At 73.4% G+C, this 12,156-nt stretch carries 8 protein-coding genes, 3 tRNA genes and 3 pseudogenes; 4 read left to right on the top strand and 10 right to left on the bottom strand.

The features are described from left to right. Positions 1–42 precede the first annotated feature (42 nt). The 3 genes and pseudogenes from ABZX96_RS09920 to ABZX96_RS09910 all read right to left on the bottom strand — a co-directional run. Positions 43–327 (bottom strand): annotated as a pseudogene (locus ABZX96_RS09920) (helix-turn-helix domain-containing protein); the annotation flags it as partial. Positions 328–371: 44 nt separating this feature from the next. Beyond that, a complete protein-coding gene (locus tag ABZX96_RS09915; protein WP_355540757.1) occupies positions 372–2,054 on the bottom strand; it encodes an MFS transporter in 1,683 nt (560 codons plus the stop codon). 175 nt (positions 2,055–2,229) lie between these two features. Next, positions 2,230–2,967: a response regulator transcription factor gene (locus ABZX96_RS09910; RefSeq protein WP_355540958.1), complete on the bottom strand. Its 738-nt coding sequence runs from the start codon at positions 2,965–2,967 to the stop codon at positions 2,230–2,232. 435 nt (positions 2,968–3,402) lie between these two features. On the opposite strand from ABZX96_RS09910, the gene ABZX96_RS09905 reads away from it, so the two are divergent. Further along, a complete protein-coding gene (locus ABZX96_RS09905) occupies positions 3,403–4,323 on the top strand; it encodes an LLM class F420-dependent oxidoreductase (RefSeq protein ID WP_355540754.1) in 921 nt (306 codons plus the stop codon). Positions 4,324–4,983: 660 nt separating this feature from the next. After that, positions 4,984–5,541 carry an NADPH-dependent FMN reductase gene (locus ABZX96_RS09900; protein ID WP_355540751.1) on the top strand — a complete coding sequence of 186 codons (558 nt, stop codon included), beginning with the start codon at positions 4,984–4,986 and terminating at the stop codon, positions 5,539–5,541. Positions 5,542–5,836: 295 nt separating this feature from the next. Here ABZX96_RS09900 and ABZX96_RS09895 read toward each other — a convergent pair. The 3 genes and pseudogenes from ABZX96_RS09895 to ABZX96_RS09885 all read right to left on the bottom strand — a co-directional run. Then, positions 5,837–6,655 (bottom strand): annotated as a pseudogene (locus ABZX96_RS09895) (DUF2797 domain-containing protein); the annotation flags it as partial. A 94-nt stretch (positions 6,656–6,749) separates the two neighbouring features. Continuing rightward, positions 6,750–6,823: transfer RNA gene (locus tag ABZX96_RS09890), tRNA-Met, on the bottom strand. 79 nt (positions 6,824–6,902) lie between these two features. Continuing rightward, on the bottom strand, positions 6,903–7,292 hold the full coding sequence (locus tag ABZX96_RS09885) for a hypothetical protein (protein ID WP_355540748.1): 390 nt from the start codon (positions 7,290–7,292) through the stop codon (positions 6,903–6,905). 329 nt (positions 7,293–7,621) lie between these two features. On the opposite strand from ABZX96_RS09885, the gene ABZX96_RS09880 reads away from it, so the two are divergent. Next, positions 7,622–7,861 carry a hypothetical protein gene (locus ABZX96_RS09880; RefSeq protein ID WP_355540745.1) on the top strand — a complete coding sequence of 80 codons (240 nt, stop codon included), beginning with the start codon at positions 7,622–7,624 and terminating at the stop codon, positions 7,859–7,861. Between the two features lie 268 nt (positions 7,862–8,129). On the opposite strand, the gene ABZX96_RS09875 is transcribed toward ABZX96_RS09880, so the two are convergent. The 4 genes and pseudogenes from ABZX96_RS09875 to ABZX96_RS09860 all read right to left on the bottom strand — a co-directional run bounded on the left by ABZX96_RS09875 (position 8,130) and on the right by ABZX96_RS09860 (position 10,763). After that, positions 8,130–8,202, bottom strand: a tRNA-Arg gene (locus ABZX96_RS09875). Between the two features lie 133 nt (positions 8,203–8,335). Then, entirely contained in the window at positions 8,336–9,028 is a 693-nt protein-coding gene (locus ABZX96_RS09870; protein WP_355540743.1) for an HD domain-containing protein, read from the bottom strand. A 208-nt stretch (positions 9,029–9,236) separates the two neighbouring features. Further along, a pseudogene (locus ABZX96_RS09865) lies at positions 9,237–9,989 on the bottom strand (helix-turn-helix domain-containing protein); the annotation flags it as partial. 683 nt (positions 9,990–10,672) lie between these two features. Next, positions 10,673–10,763: transfer RNA gene (locus ABZX96_RS09860), tRNA-Ser, on the bottom strand. Between the two features lie 539 nt (positions 10,764–11,302). Here ABZX96_RS09860 and ABZX96_RS09855 point away from each other — a divergent pair. Beyond that, a complete protein-coding gene (locus ABZX96_RS09855) occupies positions 11,303–11,962 on the top strand; it encodes an SSI family serine proteinase inhibitor (RefSeq protein WP_355540741.1) in 660 nt (219 codons plus the stop codon). The last annotated feature ends 194 nt before the right edge of the window (positions 11,963–12,156 follow it).

Raw genomic sequence — 12,156 nt, 5'->3', positions numbered from 1 at the left:
GTCACCGGTCCCGCTCACGCCATCGCCCGCCCGTGCCCCGGGCGGCAACGTCAGCTCGCCGCACACCGCGTCCAGAGCCAGTTCCAGCAGTTCGTCCTTGGTGTCGACGTACCAATAGACCGACATGGCCGTCACGCCCAGCTCGGCCGCGAGGCGGCGCATCGAGAACTTCGCGAGCCCGTCCGCGTCCAGCAGCCGCACCGTGGCCGCGACGATCTTGTCGAGATCCAGACCGGCCGGCTGCTCGGCCTTCCGCTTGAGCGGTCGGCGCTCGGACAGCCATACGCTGTTCAGCCGCTTCTTCGCGCTGCTGTCCGTCGCTGCCATGGCGCGCCTCCCCACTCTCCGTACGCGGTGCTCCGTACCCGATGCTATTCCGCTTGCACCCCGCGCGACCCCGGATGACGGGCCCCTTCCGCGGCCCCGCCACCGTCGCCGGAGCGGCCTTCCGCACCGGTCGGCTCACCGGCTCCCAGGACACCGGCCGTCCCGGACTGCCCGTCCGTCTCCGCCTGTCCGTCCGGCCCGTCACCGTCCGACGCGGCCCCGGCCCCGTCGGCCCCCGCGCGTTCCGCCCGGCGCAGCAGCAGCGCCGCGACCAGGCCGCCGAGGAAGACGGCGGCGGCGCCCACCAGTTGGCTGGTGCCGATGCCGGTGGCGAACGCGTCCCGCACGGCCGTGCGCTCCGCGTCCGTACGGGTCATCGCCAGCGCGGCGGGCAGCGATCCCGCGCCCACGGCCACGGCCGGGAGCAGCGCGGCGAACCGGAAGTTGAGGACGGCGCCCAGCACCGCCACGCCCAGCCCCTGGCCGAACTCCATCAGCGTGCCGTTGACTCCGGCACCCACCCCCGCCTTGGCGGGCGGTATCGCGGACATCACCGCGTTGGCCATCGCGGGCATGGAGACGGAGATGCCGACGCCCATAAGGATCAGCCCCACCAGCATGCCGCCGTAGGAGTGCGCGCCGAGCAGGGAGATGGCCACCAGGCCGCCGGCCAGCAGGCTCATGCCGGAGACGATCGAACCCGGGGTGCCGATCTTCGCCAGCAGCCGCGCGCCGACACCGGAGAAGTTGAGGACGACGACGGTCAGCGCGAGGGGCGCGATGCGCAGTCCGGCGTCCAGCGGCTCGAATCCCAGGACGAGCTGGAGGTGCTGGGTGAGCAGGAAGAGCGAACCGCCCATGCCGAACGCGACGAGGATCCCGCCCGCGACCGCGCCGACGAACCGGCGGTCCCGGAAGAAGTGCATGTCCAGCATGGGATACGGGGTGCGCAGCTCCCAGGCCGCGAAGACCGCCAGCCCGACGACGCCGACGGCGGCCGAACCCAGCACCCGCCCGGAGAGCCAGCCGTGCTCCGGCCCGGAGATGATCGCGAAGACGACACCCACCATGCCGACCATGGACAGCACCGCGCCGAGCAGGTCGGGCCGGTCCCCCGTGGCGCTCTTGGATTCCGGTACGAGCTTGGCGGCGGCGATGACACCGAGCACCGCGACCGGGATGTTGATGAGGAAGATCGAACCCCACCAGAAATGATCGAGCAGCGTTCCGCCGATGAGCGGACCTGCCGCGAATCCGAGCGAGTTGACCGCCGCCCAAATGCCGATTGCTTTGGGGCGCTCGGCCTCGTCGAATATCTGGACGACGACGGCGAGCGTGGTGGTCATCAGCAGCGCCCCGCCGATCCCCATCCCGGCGCGCGCGGCGATCAACTGCCCCGACGTCTGCGCGAATCCGGCCACCGCCGACCCGATGCCGAACAGCACCAGCCCGATGACCAGCATCTTCTTGCGCCCGTAGCGGTCGGCGGCGTTCCCGGCGGTGAGCAGCAGGCCGGACTGGACGAGCGAGTACGCGCTGATCATCCACTGGACGTCGGCGGTGCTCGCGCCCAGCTCGCTCGTGAGGGAGGGGACGGCGACGTTCAGGACGGTGTTGTCCAGCAGGACGGTCAGTTGGGCGAGGCAGATGACGCCGAGGACGATCCAACGCGTGGGGTTGCGGGTCGGGTTCTCCGGCGGCGAGGTTCCGGTGGACATCGTGGGCATAGGGGCTCCTACGAACGCTGCGAACGGTTCTGCCGCAGCGTACGGTTGCCCCTTCTACACCGTACAGCGATTTATCGCCGCCCCTCGCCTGGCGCAGGACTCAGCGCCATCCGTCCACAGCTGCCGCCCGATCCGCCGCGCGGGGCAGTGACGGTCCCGCTGCCCCACTCCCCCTTCAGCCACCGCTGACGGCCACCGGCTCGCCGGAGTGCTCGTCGCCGGTCGCCGGCTTGATCAAGTAGCCCACGCCGCGCCGCGTATGGATCATCGGGCAGCACCCCGCGTCGATCTTCCGCCGCAGGTAGGAGATGTAGAGCTCGACGACGTTCGCCCGGCCGCCGAAGTCGTAACTCCACACCCGGTCCAGGATCTGCGTCTTGCTCAGCACCCGACGCGGATTCCGCATCAGGTAACGCAGCAGCTTGAACTCCGTGGCCGTCAGATGGATCTCCCGCCCGCCCCGCCACACCTCGCGACTGTCCTCGTCCAGCTCCAGATCACCGACCACGAGCCGCGACCCGGTGCGCGCGGGCTCGGCACCGGCCCGCCGCAGCAGCCCCCGCAGCCCGGCCACCACCTCCTCCACCCCGAACGGCTTGGTCACGTGCTCGTCCCCACCGACGGTGAGGCCGGCGATCCGGTCCTCCTCCGCACCCTTCGCCGTCAGGTACAGCACCGGCACACCGGGCAGCCCCCGGCGCAACCGCCCCAGCACGTCCGGGCCGTCCGGACCGGACAGCGGCATGTCCAGCACCACCGCGTCCGGCCGCCACACCTCCGCGGCCCGCAGTGCGCCGACTCCGTCCGCCTCCGTACGGACCTCCCACCCCTCGTACCGCAGCGCCATCGACAGCAGATCGGCGAGCGCCACCTCCCCGACGACGACCAGCACCCGGGACGGGCCGCCGGGCACCGCTCCGTACGCCGCTCCGGGAGCCGCTCCGCGCGCGGGGTCCCAGGCGGCGGACGCGCCCACGGCCCCGGCGCCGCCCGGCGCGCCGACCGGTGCATCGCCCGCCGGGCCGGTGGCGGCGCGTGCCGCAGACGTGTGCGCGGCGCTCTGGGCGGACGGACGGAGGGCCGAAGCAGTGATCCCCATGGCAGTCATACCAACCACCCTTGCCGCCGCTCCTGAAAGCTCTCTTGCCCCTTTCTGTGATTTACCTGAGAAACACTCCCCGCACCGTCTCCGCACAGCCCACCCCCAGAGAGGCCCCGCCCCCGACCGCGAAACGTCCGGCACCCCGGCAGGCGTCCGCCAAGGCGCCAACCCCAACTGCCGCCGCTCCGGCACCCGTTGCCCCCGCCACACCGGGAATAAGCCGACGAACCCTCCGGTTACCCGGCCATGACCTTGACCGAGCAGTTCACGGAACGGTTCGGGCGGTTCGGCATCTGGAGCCTCGGGCTGCGCGACGAGGAGCCCGGCCGCACGGACGAGGTACGCGAAGCCGCCGCGGAGCTGGACGCGCTGGGCTACGGGGCGGTGTGGATCGGCGGCTCCCCGTCCCTCCGGCACGCCGCGACCCTGCTGGAGTCGACATCCCGCATCACCGTCGGAACCAGCATCCTCAGCATCTGGGACCACCCCGCGACCGAGGTCGCCGCGGAGCACGCCGACCTCAGCTCCGCCCACGACGGCCGGCTCCTGCTGGGCCTGGGCGTCAGCCACGCGCCCTTCCCCCAACGCCAGGCGCACCCGCTGGCGAACCGGCCCTTCACGGCACTCCGCGCCTACCTGGACGCCCTCGACACCGCGCCCGCCCCCGTACCCGTCGCACAACGCGCGCTGGCCGCCCTCGGCCCCCAGATGCTCCGCGTCGCCGCCGAACGCTCCCTGGGCGCCCTCCCGTACCTCGGCACCGTCGAACACACCGCGCAGGCCCGCGCCACCCTCGGCCCCGACGCCTTCCTCGCGCCGGAACTCAAGGTGATACCCGACCCCGACCCGGCCCGGGGCCGCGCCATCGCCCGCACCTACCTGGGCACGTACCTGGCGCTGACCAACTACCTCAACAGCTGGCGCCGACTGGGCTTCACCGACCAGGACTTCGCGAACGGCGGCAGCGACCGCCTCATCGACGCCGTCTTCGCCATCGGGGAACCCGAAGCGATCCGCGCACGTGCCGAACGGTTCCTGGACGCGGGCGCCGACCACATCGCCCTGCAAGTCGTCACCGCGGGCCCCCGGACCGCTCTCCCCCGCGCCGAATGGCGCCAACTGGCATCCGCACTCCCCCTTTCCCCGTCGTCACGCTCCACCCACTGACGATCTCGGCACCGTGCCGCCACGCCGCCCTTGAAGGAACCAAAGGCCCTGCTCAAAGGGCCCTACGTAAAGGGCTTCGCCAGGCAAACCACCGTGGAAGCCGTTCAACCGGCCGTCATCAGCACCCCGATGGCCGGTCCGGCCCCCTCTTCCGGCCCCATGAACCGCTCGGCCCCCATGAACCGCTCGGCCCCCCGAACCGCTCGCCACCAACCCTTGACCGGTTCACCGCCACCCCGTGATCGGCCTGCCGCCGGCCCCCGTCCGCTCACCCCCAGCCCGACTATTGATCACCGCCCCGCACCACCCCCTCTCCGAACTCCGTCAGCTCCTCTTCGGCTCCTCGCCAGCTCCTCCCTCCCCCGTTCGTCGGCCGCACCGCCCACGACCGAAACGAACCATCCCGAGCAACGAACCACCCCGCGCCTGGACCGAAACACCCCCGCGCTCCCGGTCCGACCCCATCGATCGGAGATCCCGCCGATCGAAGCTCCCGCCGATCACCACGACCTCAGCATGACAGCGACCACTGACAATCCGCCCCGACGGCGATCACGGTCGTTCCCTCGGACCACGGTCGTTCCCTCGCGATGGCGATCGCCGGACATCCCGTCGCCCGCCCTTGACCGCCCACCACCATCGCCCCGTACCGTCCCGCGCATGAAGATCCTCGCCATATCCGGCAGCCTGCGCGCCCGTTCCACCAACAACGCGGTCCTGCGCTCCGCGCTCGACCTCGCCGACGTGCCCTCGTCCATCGCCGACATCGCCGGCCTCCCGCACTTCAACCCGGACCTCGACTGCGAGGACGCGACCGCCCCTGCTCCCGTGGCCGCCCTGCGCCGTGCCGTGACGGACGCCGACGCGGTGCTGATCGTGAGCCCCGAATACGCGCACGGCGTCCCCGGCGTGCTCAAGAACGCGCTGGACTGGCTGGTCAGCAGCGGCGAACTCGTGGGCAAGCCGACCGCCGTCATCACCGCGTCCCCGTTCCCCACCGGCGGCGACCACGCCAACGCCCAACTCCGCGAGACCCTACGCATGCTCATGGCCGACCTCGTCCCGGACGCCCACCGCGAACTCCCGGCCATCGGCCCGAAGACCGACCCCGCCCTCGGCGTCGTCACGGACCCCGTAACCCTCGACGACCTCCGCACGGCCGTAACAGCCCTGCTCACCACCGCCCGCACGACCGCCTCCGAGCCGACGGCCACCTGACCCCCGACCGGACTCGACGCCCCGGGGCACCCCCTCCCGCGCCTCGGAGCACCGGCCCCCCGCACACAAGCCCCGGCCGACAAACCCCCGAGCCCACAAGCCCCCGCGCCCCGCCTCCGTCCCCGTCATCAGCGCCCCACCGCCCCGCCTTCCCCCCAAGCCGCGAATTCCTCACCAGCGCCCTACCACCCCGCCCCTCAGAACAACCCCTCCTGCACCCCCTCCCCCTTACACCCCCCGGCACCACTCCCGCCCGACCCCCGGCCCGCACCCGCACCGTGGTGGCCCGCCCCCGCGCCGCCCCCAGCACCCACCCCGCCGGCAACCACGCGTCCAGGACGTACACCCCGCCCCCACCCGCGTCCCGCAGATACACATCGGAGCCGGCCCCGGCCACCACCTCCCCGACGATCTCGTCCCCGGCCGCCAACCCCACGACCTCGCCGACGCCCTCCCCGGGGATGCGCGCCAGCCCGAAGACCTCCGTATGGTCCGTGCAGGCGAACGGCACCGGCTCCAGCGTCTCCGGCCAGTCCGCCAGCGCGCGGGCCGCACCATGCAGCTCGCGCAACGCCTCGGCCCGCTCCGACACCGGCGGCAGCGCCGACCGCGCCGCCCGCTTCGCCGCCTTCCCGAACCGGTCCGGCACCTCCAGCGCGCTCCCCAACAACGCCTCCGCACGCCGCGCCGCCATCAACGGCCCGCGCCCCAACCAGGCGTACGCGACGGCGCCCTGCTCCAACAGCCGTGCCGCGCCGCGTTCGACGGCCGTGATGCCCACCTTGAGGAGTCCGGGGCCGAAATAGGCCAGGTAGACGCCGTACGGGCGGGGATCGTCGGCCATCGTGTCCGCGGCGACCGAACGCGACCGGTCCAGCCGCGCGCAGTCCGCGCACTGGTTCCGCGCGCTTCCGCCATCGAGCACCGCTCCGTGCGGGCACGTCGTCCACCGCGCGCCGCGCCGCACCCCGAGGCACCGCCGCTCCCCGTACACGGCGAACGCCACTTCCCTGCCGACGGGCAGCGCGCTCCATCGCTCCGCGCGCCGCTCCGGGCTGTACCAGCCGAGCCCCTGCCGCTCGCCCGACCACCGCGGGCCCGTACACCGCCACACGCCTTCACCCTACGAGCCACGGCACGGCGCCCGCCCTCGCCCGCACACGCGAAAGAGGCCCGGCACACATCGTGTGCCGAGCCTCTTCCCGCAGTAGCGGGGACAGGATTTGAACCTGCGACCTCTGGGTTATGAGCCCAGCGAGCTACCGAGCTGCTCCACCCCGCGTCGGTGATTCAGAGCTTACGCCACAAACCCGCCCGGAGGGAAATCGTTTGTTCCGCCGCCCCACCGACCCGTCCGCTTCTCAGGGCTCCGTGGCGATCTCGACCCGTACTCCGACCGCCTCCACCCCGGCGACCACGCGGTCCCAGTCCTCCCAGACGGCCCGCATCCGGTCCCGGACGGCGGCCCCCGGCACGACCAGCACGCCGATCCCCTGCGCCCGCAAAAACGCGGGCAGGTCGCTGCTGGGCCGCAGCACGGACCACACCTCGTGCCCCGCGCACACGTAGCCCTTCCGCTCCATCCACCGGCGGAGGAGCGCGAGCTGCCCTTCCCAGTCCTTCTCGAAGTCCGTGAAGATCGGGGCGCCGCACGTACTGTCGTCGATCTCCCGCGCCCCGAAGACCCACCCCCACGCGCGGGGACGCTCCCCCGCGACGCCGACCGTCCCGGAACCCCGCGTCTCAGGCATGAGCAGGACGTTAGTGCCCACGCCCACCGCCGGGCACCCCACCCGCCCGGACCGGCGAACACCGGAGTTCCCCGCCCACCGCGTCCCGCCACCCCAGGCCCCGCACAAAGGCACCACGGGTCGGCGGATCCCCCGCACAGCCACCACCGGCCCACGGGACGCCCCCACCCCGGCCGGACGTCTACCCTGACGAACGGAAAGATCCGGACGGCCGCGTGCCGCGGGCCCCTCGCCCCCAGCGATGACGGACCGGCACCCACCATGGCGTCCGGCGCCCGCGCGGCCCGGCCCGCGCCCCACGAAAACGAAAGGGCCCCAGGTCAGCCCCGATGAGCGAACGCGGATACACCCCGGAGCAGGATGCGGACGGGAAGACCTGCCAGTGGTGCCAGGGTTCCGGCTACGTGACCCGCGTCCTGGCCTACAACCCCGGCGTGGACCCCTTCAAGGGCCCGACCGAAAGCGTCCACCGCGCCGGCCAGTGCAAACACTGCCGGGGAACCGGCACCTACGACTCCCACCTCGACCCCACCCTCGAACACTGGCGCCGCGCACGCCCCGACAGCTGAGGCCCTACAGGCCGCGTGGAAGCACCGGGAAGCCGGGCCCGGCGACCGGCCGCCGAGCGGTCCCGCACACCCCGCATACGTACGGCTGTCCGCTCACCCTGCGCGACCACCACCAGGCTGCGGGCGAGCGCGGAACAGGCCCGTGCGGCGGTCCGGGCAGGCTCTCCCGAGCGCCGAGTGATCAGCAGGACCCGCGCCCGTCGCGCCGAACGCTCCCGCACGCACGACAAAACCCCCTCCGGCGATCCGGAGGGGGTTTGCTGGGCTGTGCGCTCGGCAGGATTCGAACCTGCAACCTTCTGATCCGTAGTCAGATGCTCTATCCGTTAAGCTACGAGCGCTTGGCTTTCCGGCGGTTTTCCCTGCCGGTCGGCGTTGCGGGAACAACATTACATGACCTGCGGCGTAGCGCGAAATCCGTTCACCGCACCCGCTCCGACCTGCGAAAACACGAAGACCGCCGGGAAGCGGTGATCACTCGCCCCAGGGTGAGTCCTCGATGATCCGGACGAAATCGGGGCGCTCGTACCCCTCCTCGAAACGCGCCAGCACGTCCGCCTTCACGTTGCCGAACGCGGTCTGCGGGCGGTGGGCCAGCCCGCCGTGGAAAGCGCGCAGGATGCGGCGCTTGAAGTCGGGGCGGGGGTGGGCGGCGGTGATCGCCTCCCGGGTCGCCTCGGGGAGGTCGGCGTAGCCGATGCCCAGGACGTCCAGTTCGACGCCCGCCGTCACCAGGGCCACCTCCGGGGCCATGTGGTGGGGGATCTCCGGAGTGGTGTGCAGGGCGATGCCCTCCCAGACGAGGTGGGCGCGGTCCTCCGGAATGCCGCGTGCGGTCAGGAAGCGGCGGGCCTCGTCGGCGCCGTCGATCTCGAAGCGCTGCTGGGAGTCCCGGTACTTTTCGGTCAGCCCCAGGTCGTGGAAGAGGGCGCCCACGTAGAGCAGCTCCGGGTCGAAGTCCAGGCCACGGGCCTGGCCGTGGTGGGCGCCGAAGAGGTAGACGCGGCGGGAGTGGTGGTAGATCAGGTCGTCGGCGACCTCACGGACCAGTTCGGTGGCCTCGCGGGCGAGCTTGCTGTCGGGGACGGCGATGCCCCCGATGGTGGTGGCGGTGGCTGCGTCCGTCACGGGGGTGCGGTCGGATCCTGCGTGGGATGCGTTCGTCATACGAGGAGCATCGCGCCGGGGCGACGCGCGGCGCCCGGTCCGATCGGGACGTGGATCCCTCGGATGTGGACACGCGGGTGGCGGGCGAGCGGGGGCGTGGGCGGGAGTCGCGTCCTGTAAGACCGGCAAGGCCTGTCAGGCCGGTCGTTTACGCCTGCGAACGAAGGCTGGTGGCGAGGCGGACCGCAGGGCCGCGAAGGGGACGGCCTCAGCGGGTCGTCGTGCGGAAGCGGGCGCGGTAGGCGGAAGGGGTGACACCGAGGCGGCGGAGGAAGAGGCGGCGGAGGGATTCGTCGCTGCCCACACCGCTGCGGCGGGCCGCGGCCGAGACGCTCTCCCCGCCCGCCAGGAGGCCCTGCGCGGTCTCCAGGCGGACGGATTCGACGTACGCGGCCGGCGTGGCACCGGTGTGGGCCCGGAAGAGGCGGGCCAGGTGCCGGGGGCTGACCCCGCCGCGGGCGGCCAGGGCGGCGAGGGAGTGGTCGGCCGCGGGGTCGGCGGCGATGGCGTCCAGGAGGGCCCGCAGGGTGTCGTGACGGGGCCGCGGGGTGCGGGCGGGCACGGAGAACTGCGACTGGCCGCCGGGGCGCTGCATGAAGACGACCAGGTCACGGGCGACCTCGCGGGCCAGCGCCGGGCCGTGGTCCTCCTCGACCAGGGCGAGGGACAGGTCGATGCCCGCCGACACGCCCGCGGAGGTCAGGATCGCGCCGTCCCGTACGTAGATCGCGTCGGGGTCCACCGAGACGGCCGGGTGGCGGGCCGCGAGGGTGGCCGCGTGCCGCCAGTGGGTGGTCGCCCGGCGCCCGTCCAGCAGCCCCGCGCCGGCGAGCGCGAACGTCCCCGCGCAGACCGAGGCGACCCGGCGGGACGCGGCGGCGAGCCCCATGACCGCCTCCAGGAGCCCCTCGGGGAAGCGTCCCCGCGCCAGGTCCTCGGCGCCAGGCACGAGGACGGTGTCGAGGCCGACGGCGGCGTCGAGGGCAGGCGCGGATGCCGGGTGGACGACCGGGGCGGGAGCCGCTCCGTCCACCGGGTGGCTGCCGCGAGGCGCGGGGACCAGGAGGGCGCCGGGGGCCGGGACCGAGGCGTCCCGCTGGTGCGGTGTGATCATGGCGCGAGCCGACGGGGTGACGTCACCGGCCGGGGCGTAGGGAGCCAGGGCGCCGGGAGCCGGGGCGACGGTGGCCGGGGCGTCGGCCACCGGCGGAGCGCCGTTCCCGGCTGTGGCGCCGTTCTCGACCGGAGCGCCGCCCATCACTGTGGCGCCCCGGCCTCGTGCGCCGCCCTCTCCCGGGCCCGCCCCCGGAGCCCCTTCCGGGGCCGTATCCGGAACCACCACGCCCGCGTCGACCACCAGGCGCGTCCCCGACGCCGTGGTGACATCCCGGCCGTCGGGGGAGCAGATCAGCGTCTCGTATCCGCCGCCGAGCCGGTTCGCGGCGCTGAAGACCTCCAACGGGCCGGTGACGTCCAGCAGTCGGGCGCCCTCGAAGGCCAGCATCACGATGCGGCGCACGGCGGTGGCCGGGGGCCGTACGGGCGGGGTGGCGGGCGTGCGTCCGGACGGGGCCATGAGCGGAGCGTACGCGCACAAAAACGTTCAGGCCCTGATCGGATTCGACCAGGGCCTGAACGGTAAAGCGGAGGCGGAGGGATTTGAACCCTCGATGGGCTTTAAGACCCAAACCGCATTAGCAGTGCGGCGCCATAGACCGGACTAGGCGACGCCTCCATACCCCACTCGCGCTGACGCGTGCGGCGTGACCAGATGATGGCACAGCTCACGGTGCCGCCACCAATCGCCCCCTACGGTACTAGGCAGGCGGCCACCCGGGCAAAGGCGTTCCCGCGGGCGCGTGGCGCCGGGCCCGTCCGCCGCTCCGGCGCCCGGCCACCCGGATACCGGACGGACGGCGGGCAGCGCCTTCGGACGCCGGACCGGCGCCGAATGATGCCTCCGGAGACCGACTGGGCGATCCCTCCCGGATACCGGACGGACAGCGGGCGGACGGCGGACGGCACTCCCGGGGGCCGGGCGGACGACGCCTCCCGGACGCCGGGCGGACGGCAGACGGCACCCCGGATGCCGGGCGGAAGCCGGGCAGCGCCCCCGGATGCCGGGCGGATGCTCGTACGCAGAAGCGAACGGTAGGGGTCGAAACGCCGCGCGCTCCGGCGCGTTGGACGGGATGGGGGCGCGTGCGGCGGTGAGCGAGCCTCCGTACGCGGTCCGGTCAGCCGTTGTCACGCGTCACGCTCCAGGAGCCCGCCATGCACCTCCGCCGCCGTTCCCCCTCCGCCCCGGCTCTCCTCGCCACCGCTGCCGCGACCGTCGCGAGCGTGGTGGCCCCGTCCGTACCGGCGGCGAGCGCGTCGGCCGCCTCGTCCGCCGCCCCCGCCGTCTCGCACAGATACGGATCGCCGCGGACGAGCAGCGCCGCTCCCGTGTCACCCGGCGCCCGGACCGCGGGCGCGCCGGTCGCCTCCCCGGCCGCCGGCGGCTCGTCCGTCTCCTCCGCCGCCGTCGCGACGCCCGGCAACCGCTACGACACGTCCATGCCGCCCACGTCCCACCTGGCCCCCGACACGCGCGAGAAGCACGGAGACCGGCTGACGGTCATCGTTTCGGGTTCCGGCGTTCCCGGGGGCGACGGGAGGTACCGGCTGTCCTGCCACCCCACCGGGGGAGGGCATCCCACGGCGCAGGCCGCCTGTGACCGGTTGGACCAGCTCACGACGTGGGGGCGGGACCTCTTCGCGCCGGTGCCGCCGGACGCGCAGTGCTCGTCGCAGTACGGCGGCCCGGCCACCGCGCACGTCACCGGGAAATGGGCGGGCCGCCAGGTGGACGCGTACTTCTCGCGGCGGAACGGCTGCGAGATCGCCCGTTGGGACCGATTCGTCCCCTTCATTCCGGCCATCGAGCGCTGACCCGCGGCACACCCGTCCCCGGCAACGGCACACCCGTCCCCGGCAGCGGCGCATCCGCCCTCGGCGGCGCGTCCGTCCGTCGCGGCGCGTCCGTCCGTCGCGGCGCGTCCGTCCGTCGCGGCGCGTCCGTCCCTCGCGGCGCGTCCGCCCTCCGGGAATCGGCGCGCCACGCCCGGGGGACGGAGGTGTCTCCG

Origin of the sequence: Streptomyces sp. NPDC003077 (genome assembly GCF_040611095.1) — a bacterium.
In the GTDB taxonomy this organism is placed as follows: Bacteria; Actinomycetota; Actinomycetes; order Streptomycetales; family Streptomycetaceae; genus Streptomyces.
This window is presented reverse-complemented; position numbering and strand designations above follow the sequence as displayed.

What these genes read in the sequence shown, in the direction of transcription:
- ABZX96_RS09855 (WP_355540741.1), top strand. Translation starts at nt 11,303, where the DNA reads ATGCACCTCCGCCGCCGTTCCCCCTCCGCCCCGGCTCTCCTCGCCACC.
- ABZX96_RS09905 (WP_355540754.1), top strand. Translation starts at nt 3,403, where the DNA reads ATGACCTTGACCGAGCAGTTCACGGAACGGTTCGGGCGGTTCGGCATC.
- ABZX96_RS09880 (WP_355540745.1), top strand. Translation starts at nt 7,622, where the DNA reads ATGAGCGAACGCGGATACACCCCGGAGCAGGATGCGGACGGGAAGACC.
- ABZX96_RS09915 (WP_355540757.1), bottom strand. Translation starts at nt 2,054, where the DNA reads ATGCCCACGATGTCCACCGGAACCTCGCCGCCGGAGAACCCGACCCGC.
- ABZX96_RS09885 (WP_355540748.1), bottom strand. Translation starts at nt 7,292, where the DNA reads ATGCCTGAGACGCGGGGTTCCGGGACGGTCGGCGTCGCGGGGGAGCGT.
- ABZX96_RS09870 (WP_355540743.1), bottom strand. Translation starts at nt 9,028, where the DNA reads ATGACGAACGCATCCCACGCAGGATCCGACCGCACCCCCGTGACGGAC.
- ABZX96_RS09900 (WP_355540751.1), top strand. Translation starts at nt 4,984, where the DNA reads ATGAAGATCCTCGCCATATCCGGCAGCCTGCGCGCCCGTTCCACCAAC.